The sequence below is a fragment of the Polyangium jinanense genome, from assembly GCF_028435365.1.
Genome location: NZ_JAGTJJ010000010.1, coordinates 51,908 through 74,123, shown reverse-complemented (window position 1 = coordinate 74,123; position 22,216 = coordinate 51,908). Strand labels below are relative to the sequence as shown.

9 protein-coding genes are annotated in these 22,216 nt (G+C 70.0%); 8 read left to right on the top strand and 1 reads right to left on the bottom strand.

Features of this window, described 5'->3' with window-relative positions:
* Positions 1–12: 12 nt before the first annotated feature.
* From KEG57_RS20270 to KEG57_RS20250, 5 genes are read left to right on the top strand one after another with little or no spacing between them, the layout of a single operon-like run.
* A complete protein-coding gene (locus KEG57_RS20270) occupies positions 13–3,270 on the top strand; it encodes a poly-gamma-glutamate biosynthesis protein PgsC/CapC (RefSeq protein ID WP_272426931.1) in 3,258 nt (1,085 codons plus the stop codon).
* Positions 3,267–5,783 (top strand): hypothetical protein, encoded by a 2,517-nt coding sequence (locus KEG57_RS20265; RefSeq protein WP_272426932.1) that lies wholly within the window; start codon positions 3,267–3,269, stop codon positions 5,781–5,783. The genes KEG57_RS20270 and KEG57_RS20265 overlap by 4 nt, the downstream gene beginning before the upstream one ends.
* Positions 5,780–6,946 (top strand): hypothetical protein, encoded by a 1,167-nt coding sequence (locus KEG57_RS20260; RefSeq protein ID WP_272426933.1) that lies wholly within the window; start codon positions 5,780–5,782, stop codon positions 6,944–6,946. Before KEG57_RS20265 ends, KEG57_RS20260 begins: the two co-directional genes overlap by 4 nt.
* Positions 6,943–11,790 (top strand): hypothetical protein, encoded by a 4,848-nt coding sequence (locus KEG57_RS20255; RefSeq protein WP_272426934.1) that lies wholly within the window; start codon positions 6,943–6,945, stop codon positions 11,788–11,790. Before KEG57_RS20260 ends, KEG57_RS20255 begins: the two co-directional genes overlap by 4 nt.
* Positions 11,787–16,148, top strand: coding sequence for a capsule biosynthesis protein CapB (locus KEG57_RS20250; RefSeq protein ID WP_272426935.1), 4,362 nt, complete (start codon positions 11,787–11,789; stop codon positions 16,146–16,148). The genes KEG57_RS20255 and KEG57_RS20250 overlap by 4 nt, the downstream gene beginning before the upstream one ends.
* Before the next feature lie 5 nt (positions 16,149–16,153).
* On the opposite strand, the gene KEG57_RS20245 is transcribed toward KEG57_RS20250, so the two are convergent.
* A complete protein-coding gene (locus KEG57_RS20245; protein WP_272426936.1) occupies positions 16,154–17,488 on the bottom strand; it encodes an APC family permease in 1,335 nt (444 codons plus the stop codon).
* Positions 17,489–17,616: 128 nt separating this feature from the next.
* Between KEG57_RS20245 and KEG57_RS20240 the strand changes: the two genes are divergently transcribed.
* From KEG57_RS20240 to KEG57_RS20230, 3 genes are all read left to right on the top strand, one after another.
* The gene (locus KEG57_RS20240; RefSeq protein WP_272426937.1) at positions 17,617–19,293 is read left to right on the top strand and encodes an RCC1 domain-containing protein; all 1,677 of its coding nucleotides are present in this window, start codon (positions 17,617–17,619) and stop codon (positions 19,291–19,293) included.
* A complete protein-coding gene (locus tag KEG57_RS20235) occupies positions 19,290–20,744 on the top strand; it encodes an RCC1 domain-containing protein (RefSeq protein ID WP_272426938.1) in 1,455 nt (484 codons plus the stop codon). The genes KEG57_RS20240 and KEG57_RS20235 overlap by 4 nt, the downstream gene beginning before the upstream one ends.
* Before the next feature lie 116 nt (positions 20,745–20,860).
* On the top strand, positions 20,861–22,213 hold the full coding sequence (locus tag KEG57_RS20230) for a di-heme oxidoreductase family protein (protein ID WP_272426939.1): 1,353 nt from the start codon (positions 20,861–20,863) through the stop codon (positions 22,211–22,213).
* Positions 22,214–22,216 lie beyond the last annotated feature (3 nt).

The following is a 22,216-nucleotide window of genomic DNA, read 5'->3' as shown; positions in this document are numbered from 1 at the left end:
AGCCGCGAGTCCATGCTGGCCTCTCTCGCCGTCTTCCCGCCCAACGGTCTCGATCGAAGCCTGCACGTCGCCGTGCTCATCGGCCTCGTGATCGGGACGGTGTTCACCGAGCTGTTCGGCTGGACCTACGCAGGCCTCGTCGTCCCCGGCTACCTCGCGACGATCTTCATCGCCGCGCCCGCGACCGCGATCTTCATCATCGTCGAGTCGGTCGTGACGTACTGGCTCGTCGCGGGCGTGGGCCGATGGGTCACGCACCTCGGCGCATGGTCGGCGGCGTTCGGGCGCGAGCGCTTCTACCTGTTCATCGTCGGCGCGGTGCTCGTGCGGCTGCTCTTCGAGGGCGTCATCGTGCCGCGCGTCGAGGCGCAGTACGGCTTCGCGCACTCGCGTGAGCTCTACAGCGTGGGGCTCGTGCTCGTGCCGCTCGTGTCGAACACGTTCTGGAACGCGGGCATCATCAAGGCGTTCCCGCGCGTCGGGTTCGTCACGGTGTTGACCTGGATCCTGCTCGTCTTGCTCCTGCGCACGACGAACCTCTCGGTCTCGCGCTTCCAGGTCATCAACGAGAGCCTCTCGATCAAGTTCCTCGAGTCGCCGAAGGCGCAGATCATCCTGGTCATCGGCGCGCTGCTCGGCGCGCGGAACAACGTCCGGTACGGCTGGGACTACAACGGCATCCTCGTCCCGGGGCTGCTCGCGGTCGCGTGTTACGAGCCGCTGAAGCTCGTGACGACCACGGTCGAAGCGCTGCTCGTGTACGGCGCATCGAAGTTCTTGATGAGCGTCCCGCCCTTCTCGCGCATGCTCATCGTCGGCCCGCGGCGCATGCTCATGTGCTACATCACGGGCTTCTTCGTGAAGGTCCTGCTCGGGTTCGTCCTGGCCTACTTCTGGCCGGGGGTCCCGATGATCGACTACTTCGGATTCGGCTACCTCCTGCCGAGCCTTCTGGCGGTGAAGATGTGGAACAAGGACCACATCGGCATCGTCGTCATGCCGACGCTGCAGGTGTCGATCACCGCGTTCCTCGTGGGCAACGGGATCGGCTACGGGCTCGTGAAGGCCGAGGGGCTGCTCGTGCCGCACGCCGCGGTCTCGGAGATCGCGATGATCACGAGCGGCGCGACCGTGCCGTACGAGCTCACGCTGGGCGACACGGGGCCGAGGCCAAGGCCCGCGGCGGAGCGATCGGTGGGGATCGCGGCGCTCGAGGTCGCGCTCGAGGTCGCGAACGAGGTCGATGGATTCACCGAGACGCGCGGCGGCGAGGAGGTCTCGCCGCGGACGCTGACGGCGGCGAAGACCGCGGGCCTTTTGGTGATGCGCGAGGAGAAGGGCGGCTGGGTCGTGGCGCGGCCGCGCGCGTCGGAGATCGATCCGGACGACGTGACGCCGGCGCCGCGCTTCGCGGTGCGACCGAAGGCGACGCAGGGGGTCGTCTTGCATCGCGGCGGTTTCCTCGTGCTCGCCACGCCCGAGGGTCCCGGCTCGGCGTTACCCGCGCTCGCGCACGCGGCGGCGGAGGCGCTCGGCGCGCGGGCGATCGTGCTCCTGTCGCGGCACGAGGGGCAGCGAGCGCTCGACGAGGCGTTCGCGGCGGAGCTCGGAAAGCGGCTCGGCCTGGATCAGATGCTCGTGGTCGAATCGGGCGGGGACGAGCCGCCCGGCGTGAGCGCGGTCGGTTCGGTGCCGGAAGGCTTCGACGTGATGGCGCTCGGGCGCATGCTCGGCAAGGACGTGACCCTGTCGTGGAGGGCGCCGCTGCAAGGCGCGACGCAGCGTCCGTGGTCGAACGCGCCGACGTTGCGCGTGCCCTTGGCGCTCGCGGAGGAAGTCGCGGGATCGCTGCTCGGCGCGCGTGAGGTCGAGGTGTGGTCGGGTGGCTTGCGGCAGGAGCTCGTGGGCCGGGTCGTGGCGCTGACGTCGGTGGGGACGGCGGGGTATCGCGGGCCGACGATCGAGGAGCTGCGCCTCTTCGACGCGACGCTCGCGCGGCGGATGCCGCACGCGGGCATGGAGCCTCGATGGACGGCGTGGGAGCGCGCGGTGGCGGCGCGGCTCGGCTACGCGATCGTGCGCGTGCATCGGCCCGACGGCGAGATCGAGGCGTGGGGGCTCGTCGAGGACGAGACGGGCGGGCGGCGCGGGAACGCGAGCCTGTTCGTGAAGGTCGAGAAGCTGGGGCTTGGGGCGGAGGACGCCGAAGGCGATCCGAAGCCCCAAACGTCGACCAGAGAGGTCGTCGCGCCGGGAGAGATCCTCATCGAGGTGCCGGCGCCGCGCTGGGAGATCGGGACGTTCGGCGCGGGTTTGTCGCTGTACGACGCGCTCGGCGCGCGCGGGCTCTTGATCGCGGGCGCGCTGCCGAGCGCCGATCCGCGGGGGTATGCGGACCCGCGGCGCCGGGTGTCACGGCGATCGTTTTTCCAGCGCGTGCACGAGGTCTGGCTCGGCGAGGGCAAGAGCGGCATCAGCATGCAGGGCATCGCGCCGGAGCGAGACTACACGGGTGATCTCGTGGTTTCGTTCGGGCGTGAAGTGATCCGGCGCGAGCAGGTGCCGGAGTGGGCGCGGCCGATGGTGGAGGTGTTCGGCGACCTGGGCCTGCGCGTGGGGATGTTCGATGGAGCGCGCGAGCACGCGCCGTACAACGGCTCGGCGGATCTCTCGATGAGCTACGCGCGCAAGTTCGCCGATGGTCGCTTCGCGCTCGTGTACATGTCGGGCGATCTGCGATCGGCGATGTCCGCGGTCGAGGGCGACGGCATCCTCACGCCGCGGCTCGGGCGGCTCGGCGTGGATCTCGGCTCGGAGGACGTGGCGTCGCGCGCGTTCGAGCTCATCACGTGCAAGGCCGAGGCGCCGGCGCCGAAGGGGGCGCCGAAGAAGACGGAGAAGAAAAAGAAGGGCGCGGATGACGCGCCTCCGGCCGTGGCCCCGAAGTCGCGATGCCCGAGCTTCGCGGCGGATGCGGCGAACCGGTGCGACGTCGAGGCGCGCCTGCAGAGCTTCGAGCGGTATCTCGATCAGAATAATCCGTTCGATCTGCGCGCGGCGATCAACGATCGGGCGTGCCACGTCGAGGTGGTCCGGGACGCGGTGTCCCGGCGGATCTGGGCGCTCGTGGCGGAGCCAGGGCAGGTCGTGCTGGTCCCGCTCGGCACATCGCGGGTGCCGCGCGCGCCGAAGCCGCTCACCTCGATCGTGCGGGTGCGGCGCGCGGTCGCGACGGGCCTGACCAGCATACGGGTGACGGAGAGCCCGTGATCATCCGCTGGTTCATCGTCGCGATCCTCTTCTTCGGCTGGGCGGCCTTGCTCTGGCCGCTCGGCTCGCCGCCGCCCGCGTCCCACCTCGCGCTGCCGGCGATGGACGAGATCCTCGCGTATCGCGTCGACCCGGAGAAGCCCGTCGCCGTGAAGGTGCCCTCCTCGATCGACGCGGTCGTGGTCTCGACCTGGGCCCTCGTGGCCCGCACGACCGTTTGTGATCCAAAGGCACGTTTTTCGTACGGATTCGAAGCAACGTTCGTCGACGAGAACGGCAAGGACGTCCAGACGCATCGGTTCGAGCTCGAGAGCCGGCTCTCGTGCGACGACAAGGACGGCGCCACGGCCGGCGAGTACGCCGCGCGGGTGGCGCAAGGCGACGAGTGGGTGCTCGATCCACGCACGACCACGATCACCACGGGGGAGCTCCTGCCACGCGGCGGCGTGATGCGGATGCGGGGGCTGCCGATCTCGGTGAAGGACGTGCTCTCGCGCGTGGAAGGTCGGTACCGGCGCGGATCGTACGAGCGCACGTTCTACGAGATGAGCCTCGACGACGAGGATCGATCACGCGTCGTGTCGGACATGACCTCGCTCGGCTTCGAGGACCTCCCCGAGACGGCGCGATCGCGCGCGCTCTCCGGCTGGGATCGGCGCCTCGACGCGGCCGGGCTCGAAGGCAAGGACTACTCGCTCCGGCGGCTCTTGCTGCGCAACTATCGCACGCCCTTCCCCGCGGCCGCGGGCACGGTGCCGGGGTATTCGGTGGGCGAGCGGCACGCGGCGGCGGTCAACGTGATGGGCGCGGTCGAGCTCGACGTGCTCGCGCCGCCGGGGCGATCGGTGACGATCAGCGAGGGCGGCGGCGGCGGCGCGCGCGTGCTCACGGTGCCCGAGGACGGCGTGTTCCACGTCTCGTCGTCGCGCCTCAACCCGCGCACGTTCGTCGTCGAGGGCAAGGGCGACGATTTCCTCGTGCGGTTCGTCCTTCCGAAGCCGTACGAGCGCGCGCAGATCGGCGATCTGATCGCGCTGCCGTTCGAGGGGGAACGGCTCGAGATCCGGCCCGATGTGCGGGTCGTGAAGTATTTGAAGCTCGATCCGGAGCGGCCGGTCCTCGCGCGCGTGGCGCCGGAGCAGCCCTACCTCGGCCTGCTTCTCCGCGCGGAGCTGCCCGAGGAAGGCGCGCCCGACTCGATGTCCGGCACCGTCGTCGCGCGCTGGGGCCCCGGGCCGAACGAGCGCGCCGAGCTGCGTCAGACCTTGCCGCGCTCGCGCTTCGAACGCTGGGGCAGGCCGCGGGATCAGGCCGAGGAGGGCGGCGCGATCGTCTCCGGCAGCGACAAGACCGAAGCCGACGCGACCGATCCGCGCCGTGCGATCCTGCGCATCCCGAAGGGCGCAACGAAGATCGAGCTCCTCGGCGACGCTCACATGCGCGTGCACCTGCGCGTGCTCGATCCGGGCGTGCCCGAGGACATCCTGCGCGTGCCGTACCGCGTCGAGCTCGCGGAGAACGAGATCTGGCGATACGCGCCGTTCGACGTGCGCACCTGGACGCCCATCCGCGCCGAGAACCAGAACGAGCTCGAACGGCAAGGCCGCATCGCCGACCTCTACGAGCAGGTGCGCATCGAGCTGCGCGGCCAGCCTTCGCCGAGCGAGGCCGGCCAGAAGCCCGAGCGCACGCTCGTGCCGGATCAAGCGCCCGTCCGGCGTCGCTTCCTCGCGCCGCACGAGATCGCCGCGAAGGAGCTGCTCCCGAACGACGGGTGGACGCCGCTCGATCTGGAGAACCCGCTCAAACTCGGGGTCGGCTACGCGGGGGAGCGTGGTGGGCGGCTGAAGGTGCTCTACCGGGCGCATCCGTCGCGGCTCGGGAAGATGGCCGAGCTCTGGATCGACGGGAAAAACATGGTGGAGCAGCCGATCGCGTCGCTCTCGGGCGTGCTGCGGGCGAGCCTCAAGGCTGGCATCCACGATATCCAGGTGAAGGGCATCGGCGATGGGCTCGCGTACGCGGACGCGGCGCCGTGGGAAGGCGGCGGGATCATGCGTCGCCGCGACGTCTTCGAGCTGCCCGCGCGCGAGCCGCTCTCGTTCACGTTCCGGCAGCGGCCGGGCGAGTCGCTCACGCTCGTGCTCTTCGTGATCAGCGAGGCAGAGGCGCGTCCGTTCAAGATTCGCTACAGCATCGACGGGGGCAAACCAAGGCGGCAGAAGAGCGCGTTTTTCCGGTCGATCACGACGGCCAGCGGCGAGCTCTCGGGGCGCACGGGCGACGCGGGGATGGGCCTGCTCTGGGAGGCGCGGCGGACGGCGAAGGAAGCGCGAAATAAACCGGACGGGCTCGCAAAGGTAAAGATTCCGATCGGCGACGACCTCGAGCCGGGCATGCGGACGATCAAGATCGAGAGCGTCGATCGTGTGTGGATCGGGGCGGTGCTCGTCGGCCAGGCGCCGCTGCCGGGAGAGCTCGAGCCGAGGCTTTGGTCGGAGGACGATCTGTGAAAAAAGCGCGATGGGCAGGGCTTCTGTCGACCACGTTGCTCTTCGGCTGCGGGGCGCCGTCCTGCCCGAAGAGCCCGCCTGCGCCGGCCGCCGCTTGTCCCCCCTCGGAGGCCAGCGCAATGATGCCCCAGGTGGACGAGGAGGCGACGAAGGCGCTCGAGGAGCGGATCGCCAAGCTGCGGAAGGGCGGTCGCCGCACCGTCACGTACAAAGCGCCGACGAACGACGAAGAACGCGCGTACGCCGCCTGGGTGCGCGACGCGCTCGTCGCCGCGACCGAACGCAAGGAGCCGCCGAAGAAGGCGCCCGAGGGGTTTTCGCTTCGGGTGCTCGGGGACGTGTGGCTGCTCGAGGAGGCGCGGAAAAAGAAGCGGGGCGCGGGCGTGATCGTGATGCGCACCGGGCGCGCGAGGCCGATCCTCGTGGAAGCGCCGCACACGTTCTACGACGCAGGCACGTTGCCGATCGCGCTCTCCGTGTTCGATGCGCAGGCGGCGCGGGTGCTCTTGATCAACACGGTGCACCGCTACATCGACAAGCCCGAGGCCGCGAAGGACGGCGGGGCGAAGGATGAGAAGGCAGCGGCCGGGAAGGACAAGGACAAACCCAAGGGCACGGAGGCGGAGGGGGACGAGGTCGACGAGAAGGACGACGACAAGGACGACGACAAGGGCGCGGCCGTGGAGGAGCCGGCCGGGGTCGATCGCGACGAGGCGGACGATGCGAACGCGGCGGCGCCGGTGGTCGCGTCGGACGTGGCGCACGCGGAGCGCTCGTTCTTCCACGCGGCCCATCGCGAGCTCGTCGCGCTCGTGCAAGGCGCGGTCACCGTGCAGATCCACGGCTTCAAAGACGACAAGTCCGAGGGCACGGGCATCATCGTGAGCGCCGCGAAGACGAACGCCGATGCCGCGAGCCTCGCCGCGCGCCTCGGGCCCGCCGTCACCGACACCAGCGTCAAGATCTACCCGACCGACGTCTCGATCCTCGGCGGCACCATCAACCAGCAAGCGCGCACCTGCCGCGAGCTCGGCGCGCCGTTCTTCCACGTCGAGATCTCGCGCACCGTCCGCGACGCGCTCGGCGCCGACAAGCAGAAGCGCGCGCGCTTCGCCGCCGCGCTCGACCCGATCTTCGCCCGGTCGTTGCCCCCGAACCCATGAACGTTCGGTCTGCCCTCGCCGTGGCCCTCGGGCTCGTCCTCGGCCTCGCTCCCGATGGAGCGCGCGCCGATGCGAGCCTCGATCCGCCCGGCTGGGTCGCGCCGACCCGCGCCCGTATCGCGCCCTTCTCGCTCGACACGCCCACGCAAGGCAGTGCCGTCGACGTCGATCCGAGCGCGCCGATCTCCCTCGCGAAGGGCTCGGTCCTGCTCCTGCCCATCGAGCCCGGGGATCGCGTGCGCCTCGAAGGACCCATCACCGCCGTCGGCCTCGGCACCGGCGTGCGCGACGTGCCCGACGCGGTCACGTGGCTGCCGCTTCCACCCACCCTCGCGCCGACGTCCCCCAAAGGCCTCGAATCCCGCGTCGTCGACGTCCCCATGTGGACCGGCGCTCGTTTCCTCGTGGTTCGGTCCGACAAACCCGCCGCGATCACCGCCTCGATGGGCAGCCTCCTCCGCTCCTCGCTCGCCTGGCACCGGCTCGACGAGGACGTCACGCGCTGGCTGCGTGATCCCACAGCGACGCGCCCCGAAACCGCGATCCCCGAGGCCGCCTCGATCCTCCGCTGGCTCTTCGCCGCGAAGAGCGCGCTCGACGCCGCGCCGCCCGACGCCACCCGCGACTGGCTCACCGTCCGCTGGCTCGAAAGCACCCTCCTCGTTCGCCCCCTCGTCGAGCCTTACTTCGTCCGCCGCGCGGTCTCCCTCGAAGGCGGCCGTGACGCCCGCGAGGCCGCCGATCAGCTCGCCGTCGAGCCGGATGCCTCGCCGTGGCGCCTCGTCCTCGCTTCCCGCGGCGCGCTCGCCGCCAAGGCGAACAGCATCGTCGTTGACGCGCCCGCCTCCGACGTCGTGCGCCTCTCCATCCAGGCCCGCGGCATTGGCGCTGCGCGCGCGATCGTGCGCGCCGGTGATGTCGTCGTGCGCGAGCTCGTGTGGGACGTCGCCACCCGCACCGCCGATGCCCAGCGATGGACCGCGACGCAGAGCATCCGCGTCCCCTTGCCCGTCGAGACACGTCGCGTCTCGATCGAAGCCCTCGAAGGCGAGATCGCCGTCGCCGCCACCGCTTTCCGCAAACGTCCCGACGTCCTCGACATCGCCCCTCGCGCCCGCGATCGCGAAGCCCGCCTCGACGCCCTCGCCGATGGCGCAAAGGAGCCCGCCGCCGCGGCCGTCGTCCGCCTCGCAGCCGCCGCCGACCGCACGGGCGCCGCGCGTGACGTCGACGCTGCGCTGAAGCGCGTCCTCGCGGGCGACGTCCCGCCGGCCCTTCGCGCCTTCCTCCTCGCCGAAGCCGTCCGCTGGGCCACGAGCCCCGAGCAGGCCCGCGAGGCCGCCGAGCGCGCCTTCGACCTCGCCCGCGCCCTGCCCGCCGGCGCCGCCGGCCCCGTTCTGCGCGCCGTCCTCGAACGGCTCGTCGCAGCCCATGCCCGCACGCTCCCTCCGCCGCGCCCCTGGGAACGCCCTCTGCCCGAGGCCACCCACGAGGACGACCGCGTCGCTCTCGACGCCCTCCGCGCCATGCTCTCGCCGCCCGAGGACGGCCGCCGCCCCGCCGCCGCGCCCCTCGCCGAGCGTTATGCATGGCTCCACGGCGACATGCCCGGCGCCGCCAGCCGCGCCCGGCAAACCTGGGTCCGCGAGGCGCCGTGGGACACGCTCGACCCGCCCACCGGCTCCGTCGTCTGGAACGACATCTCCGTCCCCTTCGACAACGTCGGCAGCACCCGCTGCGCCCTCGTCGGCCCGCGTGGCCTGCGCTGGACCGTCCTCCGCGAAGGCCGCGCCGACATCGACGTCCTCCCGCCGCCCGCGCCCGCGACCCACACCCGCCTCCTCGTCATTCCCGGACAAACCGACCCGGTCCCGGAGACCTCCCTCCTCATCGACAACATCGCCTCCGCCGTGCACACCGGCGCCGGCCTCGGCAGCGGCATCGCCGTCACGCCCGGCCGTCACGCGTTCGAGCGCCCCGCCGGCGCCGTCCCCGTCTTCGCCCGCATCCCGCGCGACGGCTTCGCGCCCTGCGACACCCTGCGCGAGCTCACCCGCTGGATCCGGCTGAACGGCGAAGCCAAGTTCCGCGTCCCCGACCCGGGCCGCGCCACCGTCGCGCGTGTCGTCGCTCATGTCGCCGAGAGCGGCACCCGCAAGCCGCGCCGCCTCCACGTCCGCGTCGGCGACCGCGTGTACGAGGCCTGGATCGACCACGGCGCGACCGGCGCGATCGAGGTCCCCGTCCCCGCCGAGGCCGGCGAAATCCAGGTCGAGACCCAGGAAGAGACCCTCCTCCGCGTCTCCGCGCGCCTCCACCCGCGCCGCGCCCCCGAGCCGCGCATCCCCGCCGCCTCCCGCGAAACGGCCCCCGACGCCATCAGTCTCCTCCTCGCCCGCGTCCGCGACGCCTCCCGCGAGCTCGAAAAAGCCCCGCCCGCCGAGCAGGACGTGATCCGGAAAAGGCGCGCCGAGGCCCTCGAGTCCCTCGGCTACGAAACCCTCGCCGCCCTCGATCGCAAGGGCGAGATCCCCCTCGAAGCCCTCGAGGAGCCGGACGCGCAAGGCCCGCCGCAAGCCCTCCGCTTGCCCGCCGGCAGCCCTGCCGTCGTCCCCCTCGGCCTCGTCCCGCGCATCCCGCCCCTCCCCTTGCCGAAGGACCTCGATCCGCTCACGCGCGCCCGCCGCGCCCAGGCCGCCGACGACACCGCCGCCGCCCTCACCGCCCTCACCGAGGGCAACGCCCGCTCTTCCACCGACGCCGACGGCCTCCTCTACGCCGTCCTTGTCGAGCGCACCGGCGCCGGCTGGATCGCCGGTGAGGTCTTCGAACACATCGGCCTCGCGCATGGCTCCGGCCCGGCCCTCGCCCGCGCCGCCTCCCTCTCCGCCGACCGCTCCGCCGACGACCAGGACCGCGCCCGCGCCCTCCGCAGCTTCGTCCTCGCCCAGCACGCCGTTGAGAACGGTGATCCCGCCTCGAACGCCTTCGCACGCCTCGCACCCGCCGTAGGTTGGCTCGCCGTCGCCCGCGCCGATCAAGCGGCCGGCACGGGCCTCGTCGACGTCCGCGGCGGCCGCGCCCCGTCGCTCGGCTTCCAGGTCCGCCGCGCCCTGCTCGCCGCCCCCGACGACGCCCTCCTCCTCGCCGAAGGCCAGCACGTCGAGCTCCGCGTCCGCCAGAGCAAGCCCACCACCCTCGGCGTCGAAACGCAGTGCCTCGCGCTCGAAGACGACCCGAACTGCCAGCTCAGCGTCGAGATCGACGGCAAACCCGCGCCCTGCGGCGATGACCCCAGGTCTCCCCGCACCGCCTGCACCCTCTCGATCCCCCGCGGCCCGCACCGCGTCGAGATCCGCGCCCCGCGGGGCCGCACCATCATCGGCTCGGCGCGCCTCTCCGGCGCCGGCGGCTTCTCCTTCCAGGCCCGCGTCGTCTCCGAGTGGTTCGAGATCGACCCCGAGCGCCCCCTCGAGCTCGCCTTCGCCGCGCCCACCGTCGTCCGCCTCCAGGCCCGCGGCCCGGCAGGCGAACCTCGCACCCTCACCTGGTCGGTCGACCCGCAGATCCCCCTCCCCAGCACCACCTCCCGCGGCGAGCTCCCCCTCGATCCCACCGCCGATCCCACCGCGCACCTCGTCGGCGGCGACCCGAACAACCTCCGCCCCCTCGGACAGGAGCTCGAAAAGCGCATCCCTGTCCTCCCCGACGGCCCGCACACGCTCCACGTCACCTCGCCCGGCGGTCGCGCCCTCGTTCGCGTCCAGCTCGCCGTCCCCATCGGCCTGCCCAAGCCGCGCCGCATCCCGCCCGCGCCTAGCCTCCGCCCCGCGCCCACCGGCGCCCCCGAGCCGCCCCTCCGCGTCGCGCCCGACATCGTCTCCGACGCCGATCCCGGCAGCCTGCTCACCTCCATCTACGCCCGCCTCGTCGACCTCGACGTCGGCGACGAGGACAACCTCACCGGCGCGCGCCTGCTCGAAGTCGGCGTCGCCCTGCGCCGCGAGATCGAATCGATCCACGCCTGGGCGCAAGGCTCCGTCTTCGCCCGCGCCCGCTTCGGCGCCCCGAGCTTCGGCGTCGCCGGCTCCTTCGACCTCGCCCCGAACGGCGTCATCCCCGGCCTCTTCGTCCGCGGCCGCGTCGTCGCGCAACCGACCGACACCTTTGGCCTCGGCGCCCGCGCCCTCGGCGGCGTCCTCTGGTCGATTCCCGTCGCCGACTCCGTCTCGCTCGTCCCTTGGGGCGGCGCGGCCGTCATCCTCACCGACCCCGCCCTCGAAGGCCGCGAGGACGCCGACCGCGAGATCTGGACCCGCTACTCCAGCACGCGCCCCTTCTACGGCGTCGTTGGCCTCCGCGCCCTCTTCCGCCCGGCGATCGACGCCCTCGCAAGCGTTGGCGTCTCCACGCGCACCACCCCCGACTTCGCTGGCATCGACCGCGCCGACCTCGAAGCCCAGCTCCACCTCCTCCCCGGCCGTGGCCTCGCGCCCTGGATCACCCTCGGCGCCTTCACGAGTTACCGACCGGCCGGCTACGACCGCGCGAAATCCTTTCTTCGCAGCGGCGTCAGTGCCCAGCTCACGTTCTGGACGTGGCTCATGCGGGGCCATCGCCTCAGCGCAGGGGCCGAGGGCCGCGTCTTGCTCGACCTCCCCGTCGAGTCCTCGCCCTTCCGACTCTCCGGAGGTATCTTCGTGGGCTACGACCTCGCGGGTGGCAGGGGCCTTCGTGACTTGCCACCGCGGGAGGCACCGTTCCGCGCTCGGCTCGAAGAGGGCAGTGGCCGTGTCGACAGGCGCCGCACCTCCTCCGACCCGACCTGGGGCACGCCGCCTTGAAGTACCCCCTCGCTCCAGCGCTCACCAAACGCAAATCCCGCTACGCCGACGGGCGGGACGGGCTCGCGGTCGACCTCTTCCAGAGCGTCTCGCCCCTCATGGCGAAGCTCCGTGTCCCCACCGTCGAGCGCATCGCCGAGAACATCGCCGCCGAGCTCGGCCCGGGCCCGCATCCCCCGGGCATCTTCATCGCCTCCCTCATACGCGCTGCCGACGTCGCCGTCGGCGAGCTCGACCGCCTGAACGGCGAGGCCGCCTCCCTCATGGTCGCCTACCAGGGCGCGGCCACCGACGAGGACAAACGCAAGATCCTCATCGACCACCTCCGCGCCTCGGCCAAGACCCGCCTCGACGCTCGCCGCGACGTCCAGGCCACCAAGCGCTGGCTCGACATGGAGGCCGTCCAGGAGCGCTTCGCCGCCCGCATCGCCGACCAGGTCGACGCCGTCGAGGTCGCCTACGAAGCGACGATCACCAAAGCCAAATCGCTCACCGAGGGCGACGCCTTCCGCCTCCTCTCCGGCGGCGGCGTCCTCGAATTCGCGATGTCGCACGCCTCGACCGGGCGCCCACAGCCCGTCCGCGTCGCTTCCTTGCGTGTCCTCGCGGCCCTCCTCGCGCGCCTCCATCCTTCGCAGCGCCTCGGCCGCTTCGGCGTCGAGCGGGCCCGCCAGGTCCTCGCTTGGGCCCGCGGCGTCGACGCCATGCGCTGGGCGCAGGTTGCGGCGCTCGAAATCGCCTCCCTCGTCTTTCCCGACGGCATTCGTGGCGTCATCTCCGAGCGCCTCCGCATTCGCTCCGGCAAGGACGGCCCCATCATTCGCCGTAATTCCTTGCGTATCCTCGGCACCCTCGCCGACGACCGCACCCGCCTCGAAACCGGCCTCATCGCCAAAGACGACCCGAGCGAGCACGTCCGCCAGGAGCTCGCGCGTTTCCTCGGACGAACCCGCGGTGAAGGCGGCCTCGAACAGCTCGTCAAGATCATCACCGAGGACAAATCCCCCCGCGTCCGCGGCCTCGGCATTCGTGTCCTCACGAAACGCGCCGGCGGCTTCGCCTGCGAGGGCCCGCGCGCCGGGGACGAGCCTCCGATCGAGAATGGCGATACGGAAGCGGCCGAGGCCCTCCTCGGCGTCATCCAGCGGGCCCTCACGAAACCCGAAGATTCGCTCCCGGTGCGGGTTTCGCTCGAATCGATCAAGCTCGTCGCGGCCGGCACCACGCCCGTCCTCCGCCCGGGCCATTTCGTCGAGGCTCTCGCCACGCTCGCCAACAACGAAAAGGCCGGCGCCGAGCTCACGGAAGGCGCTGCAGCCACGCTCCGCTGGCTCGAAGTCGCGGCCGAGCCGGAGCTCGTGGCCCTCGCGCAACGCTTCAAGGACAAACTCGAAAAGATCAAGGAAGGCCGCTCCTCGCGCTTCGAAGTCCCGCCAAACACCCCCACGCGTGACCTCGAACGTGCCCTCGCCGTCGCCTCGCGGGGCGATATGACCGTCTCCCTGCAGAGGCTCCGCGCCGGCAAATACATCCTCTGGCGCGGCGAGCCCCGGCACTGGCGATTCTGGCGATTCTTGAACGAGCTCAAGACGCCCATGCCGGACAAACGCAAAGGCTACGCCCATACCCAGGGCCGCGTTTGGCAGGGCGAAATCGTCGTCCCGCCGCACGGCATGGCCGAGGTCACGCCGACCCGCGTCCCTGGCGAGCGCCAGCTCTGCCCGCCCGTCGCTGGCTGGGGCCCCTTCCTCCCGCGCGTCGACGAATTGCTCTCGGTCTGCTCCATCTCGGGCAAACCCCTGCGCATGATCACGCCCGTCGGCACTGTCCTCCTCCGCGGCCCGCACACGCTGAAGGAGCGCATGCGCACGCGCTGGAAGCTCTCGCTCGAATACCCCCAGCTCGCGCTCGTCCGCCAGCGCTCGCTCTCCGCCAGCGAGCCACGCGAGAAAAAGCTCTTCTGGCAAAAAGCCCAGGAGCTCGGGTTTTCCCTCGACGTCGTCGACACCGAAGGCGAAATCGAAAACGCCCGCTTCAACCTCGTCCCACACCTCCCGCGCAACTTCTACGCCCCGCTCCCCTTCGCGCTCCCGCCGATCGCCGAGCACGTCCTTTCCTTCTTGTTATCGCCCTCGGGCAACACCCCGGCGCACCTCGCGGTCGTCGTGTGGAGCCTCTTCTCGTACCTCATGCTCCGCACGGCGGTCATCATGCGTGGCATCGAGAAGGCGCGCGCCTCGATTCCGCTCTCCATCGGCGGCTGGGGCACCCGCGGCAAATCCGGCTCCGAGCGATTGAAGGCCGCGCTCTTCCACGCCATGCGTTACGACGTCGTCGTGAAGACCACGGGCTGCGAGGCCATGTTCATTCACGCGATGCGCGATCTGCCGGCCGGCGAGATCTTCATCTATCGCCCCTACGACAAGGCCACGATCTGGGAGCAGCGGAACGTCCTCTTCACCGGGAAAAACCTTCATTGCCAGGTCTTCCTCTGGGAATGCATGGCGCTCCAGCCGCGGTTCGTCGAGACGCTCTGCAACGAATGGATGCAGGACCCGATCACGACGCTCACGAACGCGTATCCCGACCACGAGGACATCCAGGGCCCCGGCGGCGAGGACGTCGCGCGCGTCATTTCCTGCTTCATGCCCCAGGACGGCGTCACGTTCACCTCGGAAGAGCAGATGTTCCCGCTCTTCCTCGACAATGCCCGCCGCAAGCGCACGAAGCTCGTCCACGTCCAGCCCATCGAGGCCGACCTCATTCCCGTCGACCTCCTCCAGCGCCTCCCGTACCAGGAGCACCCGCGCAACGTCGCCCTCGTCCTCGAGCTCGCCGATTACTTCCAGATCGACCGCGAAAAGGCCCTCGTCGAGATCGCCGACCACGTCATCCTCGACCTCGGCGTCTTGAAGACCTATCCCACGGTCGAATACCGCGGCCGCAAGCTCACGTTCTCCAATGGAATGAGCGCGAACGAGCGCGCCGGCTTCCTCTCGAACTGGACGCGCCTCGCCTACGACAAACACAACCCCGACGAGACGCCCGACCGGGCCACCTGCGCCGTCGTCAACAACCGCGCCGACCGCGTCGCCCGTTCCCGCGTCTTCGCGCAGATCTTCGTCGACGACGCCGGCTGCGACCACATCGTCCTCATCAATACGAACCTCGGCGGCATGATGCAGTTCATCACCGAGGCCCTCGACATCTGGCTCGGCGGCACCCGCATCACCGCCGACGCCGACAAGGAAAAGGCGCTCCTCAAATTCGATGAATACCTCCGCCGCACGGGCACCCGCTCGAGCCTCGAGGCCCTCGAAGAGACGCTCCTCATCATGCTCAAGTCCCTGCCGATGGAGGACGAGGACGCACGCAAGATTGTCGAGGACGCACGCCCGCTCTTCAACGCGACCCCCGAGGAGCTCGGCGCCGCGATCGAAAAAGCCTTGTCCGGAAAAACGCCGTCCGAGGGCAAGGACGACATCCGCCCCGACATCGTCACGCACACGATCCGCTACGCCAAACGCACGAAGCTCCGCGACGACGCGAAGAAACGCGTCACGGCCGCCCTCGATCAGAAGGCCTGGGCCGAGGCTGACACGATCTTCCGCGCCGCCTACCGCGAGCTCTTCCTGGAGCGCGTCTGTGTCCTCTGGAATGCCGGCTCCACGGGCGATCAGGTCATCGATTTCATGGTCAAGCAGATCCCGCCCGGGATGGACGTGCGCATCATGGGCACGCAGAACATCAAGGGCACGGGGCTCGACTTCGTCTATCGGTGGCTCTCGATGGACCGCGTGCGTCAGAACATCGAGAAGATGGAGACCACGCCGAGCGCGCGCGCCGAGGTGCTCACGTTCTTCATGTCGTACAACGACTTCAGCCTGATCGATTGCCGCGAGGCCCTCGACGCGACCAAACGCGCGAAGGTTTCCGACGATCCCGACTGGCAGAAGCACGCGAATCTGATCAATGCCGCCCTCGAGCGCCTCTCGGCTCTGGAGCGGGACAAGGTCACGAAACTCCAGTCAACGGGCAAGGCGGGCCTCGGGCAACGCGTGCTCAACAAGGTCGAGCAGCTCTTCGACCACCTCGACTCGGTCCGCCGCACGAACACCGCGCAGACGGTCATGAACGACCTCTTCGCCGCACGCGTCGGCCACGGCCAGGCCGCCATTCTCTTGCGCGACGTCACGGGCCGCTCGAAGGGCGGCTGGCTCTACAAGGACCTCAAGAAATGGTGGGCCAAGCAGGAGGAGCGATTCCCCTGGCTCAAGGGCAAGAGCGAGGAAGACCAGAAGAAGGACGACAAGAAGGGCGACGCGCCGCCGACCGGGGATCCCGCGCCGGCAGGCTGATTCGTTCATTTCCCTCGAAATCGGACGAAGTACAAAAGCGCCCCCGCCGCGATCCACGCGGCGCCGATCAGCGTCGCGGGTAACACGGCGGGGTCGAGGTGCGCCCCGACGACGACACCGATCGCCCCGAGGACGAAGAAAAGGGGCGGCAGGGGATATCCCGGCGTCCGGAACGAGGCTTCGCCGCCGCGCCGCCGCAACACGAAAAGCGCCGCGCCCGTCGCGGCGAAGAACACGCCGTCGACGAACACGACGCCCGTGAGCAGACGATCCACGCCTTTTTCGCCGGCCAGGACGAGCAACGCCACCGCGATCGCCCCGACAAACCAGATCGCGGCCGAGGGCGTGCCGAACCTCGCGTCGAGGCGCCCGAAGGCGGGAAAAAACCGACCATCTCGCGCCATCCCGAAGACGAGCCGCGGACCCGAGAGGAGCTGCGCATTGAGCACGCCGAGCGCTGATATGCCCACGGCCGCGGCGATCACGCGCCCGCCCACGCTCGGTGCCGCGCGCGCGACCGCGTCCGCCGCGAGCGTCTTGCTCGCCGCGACGGCCGAAGCCCCGCCGAGGAGCCGCAAATACGACCAGTTTGCCAGGAGATACACGACGACCACGACGACGACCCCCACGAGGATCGCGCGCGGCAGGTTTCGCTTGGGCTCACGCACCTCCCCTGAAATCCAGAGCGCGTGCTGAAAACCGCCGAATGCGAAAAACGCAGGGACGAGCGCGGCGAGCACGCCGAGAACACCCTTCGACTGCACCTCGTCCCGACCGACGGGCGTATCTTGCACCGGGGCGAATGCGCCGAGGGCACCGATCGCCACGAGCGTGAGCAGCTTCATGAGCACCGTCGCGTTCTGGATCCGCGCGCCCCAGCGAACCCCGAGCACGTTGGCTGCCGTGAGACCCACGACGAGCCCCACGGACGCGAGCGTGCTCCACCCCGGGCCGAGCGAGGTCTGCCCGAGCGCCACAACGAAGTTCTGGACGCAGATGATCGCGATGATGCCGATGGCCCCGCCCTGGACCGCCGTCGCATTGCAGAAGACGAACAGAAATGCGGGCAAGGGCCCGTAGGTATCGCGGAGAATCTCGTATTGCGCGGCGCTTCGGTGATATCGTGCCCCGAGCTCCGCGAACGTGAGCGCGCCCGCGAGCACGATGAAGCCGGCGAGCAGCCAAGCGAGAAGCAGGAGGGGCCCGCTGCCGACGAGCGCCGCCATGCGCGCGGGCGTGAAGAAGATGCCGACGCCGATGATGGCGCCAATGACAATACACGACGCGTCGAAGAGACCGAGCACGCGTGGAGGCGGGGGCGCATCTGCGGAACGGGTCATCGTCGCGCGCATGTCACGCATCCTACTACATTCCAGCACCTCGTTCGCCGAACAAAACTGAAAACGATTTTCATTGTCATTTGTGGAAGCCGGGGTAGAGTCCGTTTGGCCGACCTGGGAAAGAATTGATGAAAAGGACGATCTTCTGGCCGTGGGCGCTGGCCCCGGCTCTCGTGTTGTGCGCGGGCGCGGGTTGCAGCGACGAAGGCGAAGTGACGCCCGGCTCCGGGGGAAACACCGGCGCGTCCACCACGACCTCCGGCAGCGGAGGCCAAGGCGGCTCGGGCGGCGCGGGTGGATCGGCCGCGTCCGGCAGCGGCGGCACAGGAAATACCGGCGGTGAGGGCGGCGGCGGGACGGGTGGCACCGGCGGATCCGGCGGCGCGGGTGGCGCGGGTGGCGCGGGCGGAGAAGGAGGCGCATCGTCCGATTCGACGCCACCCGTCGTGACCCTCGGAGGAATCAGCAGCGGCGCGCTGCTCCGTACGGCTCGCATTCTCGTCTCCGTGCACGCCGAGGATTCCGGCGGCCTGGCGAAAGTCGAATTCACGTTGAACGGCGCCCCCGTGACGGCGCTCCCCGTGGACAGCGGCGCGCCGATGTTCGATGGATTCGTCGACGCGCGCCCGACACGCGGGAAAAACACGCTCGTCGTCGCGGCCGAGGACCTCGCCGGCCATCGAACGGAGGTGCCCCTCGACGTGATGTTCGAGCGAAAGGCCGGCGCCGGCGGATCTCACACGGGCGCAATCTCGTCCGGGAAGGTCGCCGTGTGGGGCCGCAACAACCTCGGGCAACTCGGCCTCGGCGTGGGAGAGACGACGTCGCGCCTCGAACCCGTGCTCGTGCCCGACATCGAGGAAATCACCGCCCTCGATTTCCGCCAGAATCAATCGCTGGCGCTTCGCAAGGACGGCGCCCTGTTCGTCTGGGGAAACAACGCCGACGGCCGGCTCGGCCTCGCCGCACCGGGAATGAGCGATGCGGACAAACGCGAGGTTCCCACGCAGAACACGAACCTCTCCGGTGTCCTCGCGGCGACGTTCGGGTATGATCACACGCTCGTCTTGCTCGAAGACGGAACGGTTCGCGCCTTCGGCGACAACGCCTCGGGACAGCTCGGCGACGGCACGACCGAGGACCGCCATTCCCCCGTGGCGATCGCGGGGCTCGACGACATCATCCAGGTCGTCGGCGGATCGAAGCATTCTCTCGCGCTGCGGCGCGACGGCACCGTGTGGGCGTGGGGAAGGAATCAATTCGGCAACCTCGGCCAGGGCACCGCGGATGCCGATCCGCATCCAACGCCGGTCCAGGTGCCCGCATTGGCCGACGTCGTGCACCTCGCCTCGGGGCGGGATCACGTGCTCGCGCTGCGCTCCGATGGGACCATCGTCGCCTGGGGGCTCAACCAGAACGGTCAGGTCGGCAATGGGATGAGCGGTGCCGACGCGGAGGCTCATTCACCCACGGCCGTCGTGGGATTGGCCGAAGCCGCGGCCGTCTTCGCCGACGGAAACTTCAGCTTCGCCATCCGGGCGAACGGAAGCGCGGTCGGCTGGGGTCAGAACTTCAATGGGCAACTCGGCATCGGCGGCGACGATACCGTCGATCGAAATGCGCCGGACACGCCGCTTGCGCTGCCCGCGGTGCTCGACATCGAACCTGGGGCGACCCACGTGATCGGCACGGCGCCGGACGGCACGGTCTACACGTGGGGATGGAGCACGAATGGCAGCCTCGGGCGACCGAATCTGCTCAACAACTGGGCTTATCCGACGCCGGGGCTCGTGACGCTCCCATGAGGCTCCGCGCGCTCGCCGTTCTGGTGCTCGCCGGGTGCGTGGTCGCCGCGTGCTCGGACGATGAGCCGCCGGCATCGGAATCGACGTCCGCCGGCTCGGGGGGCTCGGGGGGCATGGCCCCAGGCACCGGAGGCGGTGGGGCGGGCTCGGGCGGTGAAGGCGGCGGCTCGATCCCGACGCCCGACGCCACGCTCACACTCGTCAGCCCTCCGCCCGGCATGGCATTCGAGCGTCGTTTCGTGGACGTGGACGTCGCATTTTCCCTACCGGAAGGAGGAGCCACCGTCCGGCTCCAGCGCGGCGAAGAAATCCTCGACGAGCGATCCATCGACGCATCGGCGACCACAGGGTCGGCACGATTGCGCTCCCCTCTGACGCGGGGCGTGAATCCATTTGTCGTGACGCTCGTCTTGCCATCGGGAAAGGCCACGACTGCGGAGACGCACCTTTATGGCGGACGCCCCGTGGCCGCATCCCTCGACACGATGTATGCCGTTCACGACGGTGCGCTCGTGCAATGGGGCGGCGGCAACCCCATTCCCGCCAAGAGGGAAGCGCCGGCAGGGCTCGTCTCCGTGGCCGAAGGCGGAGACTCGCTCTTCGTGCTGGATGCCGAGGGGCACGTCTTCATGGCGACCGCGGACCAGCCGTCCTTCGAGCCAATCGTCGGGCTCGACGACATCACGGCCATCGCGCCCGGCGCAGGACATATCTTGTTTCTGCGCGCGGATGGTCGCGTCTTCGCCGCTGGCCTCAATGGCCGCGGGCAACTCGGCACCGGCGATACGGAGAGCCACACTGGAATCGTCGAGGTGCCCACCACAGCCGAAATCGTCGCCATCGCCGCCTCGGACGACGCGTCCTTCGCCGTCGACGTGAACGGCCTCGTTCACGCGTGGGGCTCGAACGACGAGGGCCAGCTCGGAATCGGCGACGAGGACATTTCGCCCCACCCCTCGCCGCTCATCGTTCCGAATCTCGTCGATATCGTCGACGTAGCGGCCGGCCGGGACCATGTCCTTGCCATGACCACGGGCGGCAACGTGTATGCATGGGGCCTCGGCTCCAGCGGGCAAATCGGGGATGGCTCGGCCGGCATCCTGGCTTCCAGACCGCAGCCTGTTCCCCTCGTCTTGCCCGACCGCGTGCTCGCTCTCGGCGCGCGGGGAAATACGAGTTACGCGGTGCTGACGAACGGCGATCTCCTCGGCTGGGGTCAAAATAGCCTCGCGCATCTCGGCGTGGGCGACACCAATGTGCGAACCAAGCCGACGCCGTGCCTGGTCGGCGGCGTGCGCGCCATCTCCGCGGGCCTCACCGGCGCGCTCGTCGTGGACGACACCGGCGGCCTCCAGGCGTGGGGCTCGAATGCAAGCGGACAGCTCGCGCTCCCGCTGCCCCCGGAGGGCCCCGAGCGCTCGAGTGTCCCCGTCGGAGTGCCCTGGCCGTGAGGCTTCGGAGAGCTCTTTGGGCCGTGATTCCCCTCGGATTCGCGTGCTCCGATCCAATCCTCGAACCGGGCCCCGGCGGAACCGGCGGCTCTTCTTCGAGTGCCGGCGGGGCGGGTATGTCGAGCAGCACCTCGAGCTCCGGCGCGGCGGGCGCGGGCGGAGCCATGCCGGCGATGTTCGAGCCTGGCGAAGAGCGGCCCGGCGGCGACACGACCCTCGATACACGCGACGAAAAGAGTTTTTCGCGACCCGCCGCGAACCTCTCCTTGGAGCGCCTCGGGACCTTCGAGGCCGGGCTCGCGCTCTTCGACGTCGCGTGGACGGTCGGAGGCGAAGTCGACCGCGACGGCCTGGGTCCGACGTACGTCGGGACCTCCTGCCGGAGCTGCCATTTCCGGGGCGGCCGCGGCGCGCCTCCGCCTCCTGGCCAGCCGATGACGTCGATGCTCGTGCGGCTGTCGATTCCGTCGGAGGACGGCGCCACGTTCCTCCCCGATCCCCGCTACGGTGATCAGATCCAGAACAAGGCGATCCCCGGGGTCACGCCGGAAGGGTGGTTTTCCGTCGACCATGCCCCGAAACCCGGCTCGTATGCAGATGGCACATCGTACGAGCTGCTGGAACCGACGTACACGGCTCGCGATCTGGCATTCGGTCCGCTCGCGGCGGAGACCCGCATTTCACCCCGCGTGGCCCAGCCCATGATCGGGCTCGGCCTGCTCGCCGCCGTCCGCGACGAGGACATCGAGGCGCTGGCCGATCCCGGCGACGCCAATGGTGATGGCATTCGCGGCCGCCGAAACCATGTATTTATCGATGGAACGCTTTTGCCCGGACGATTCGGGTGGAAAGCGAACGAGGTGGACCTGGCGCGACAAACCGCCGGGGCCTTCCTCGGAGACATCGGCATCACCTCCCCTCTTCGCCCGGCCGACAACTGCCCGCCCATCCAGGTGGATTGCGCCGCGGCCGCAGGCACGACGCTGGACATCGACCCGGCTCGCTTCGACGCAATCGTCGTCTTTTCTCACCTCGTCGCCATGCCCCACCGCCCAGACGCCGCCGACGCCGAAGTCCTCCTGGGAAAGGCCCTGTTCTCGCAGGCACGTTGCAACGCGTGCCATACGCCATCGTTCGTCACCGGCCCGCTCGCGGGTTTTCCCGAGGTCGAAGGCCAGCGAATCTACCCGTACACCGATCTATTGATTCACGACATGGGTCCGGAGCTCGCCGACGATCGCCCCGACCACGAGGCCGGGGGCCGCGATTTCCGGACGGCCCCACTCTGGGGCGTCGGCATGACGAGCCTGATCTCCGGGCACACGCGCCTGCTGCACGACGGACGTGCCCGGAACATCGAGGAAGCCATCCTCTGGCACGGCGGCGAGGCCGAAGCCTCGCGCGAGGCCTTCCGCGCGCTCTCCGCCTCGGACCGCGCCGCGCTCCTTCAATTCGTCAGCTCCCTTTGATCT

Bases quoted from the DNA above. Each gene is read 5' to 3' on its own strand.
- KEG57_RS20270 (WP_272426931.1), top strand. From the start codon at position 13: ATGCTGGCCTCTCTCGCCGTCTTCCCGCCCAACGGTCTCGATCGAAGC.
- KEG57_RS20255 (WP_272426934.1), top strand. From the start codon at position 6,943: ATGAACGTTCGGTCTGCCCTCGCCGTGGCCCTCGGGCTCGTCCTCGGC.
- KEG57_RS20245 (WP_272426936.1), bottom strand. From the start codon at position 17,488: ATGACCCGTTCCGCAGATGCGCCCCCGCCTCCACGCGTGCTCGGTCTC.
- KEG57_RS20240 (WP_272426937.1), top strand. From the start codon at position 17,617: ATGAAAAGGACGATCTTCTGGCCGTGGGCGCTGGCCCCGGCTCTCGTG.
- KEG57_RS20235 (WP_272426938.1), top strand. From the start codon at position 19,290: ATGAGGCTCCGCGCGCTCGCCGTTCTGGTGCTCGCCGGGTGCGTGGTC.
- KEG57_RS20230 (WP_272426939.1), top strand. From the start codon at position 20,861: ATGTCGAGCAGCACCTCGAGCTCCGGCGCGGCGGGCGCGGGCGGAGCC.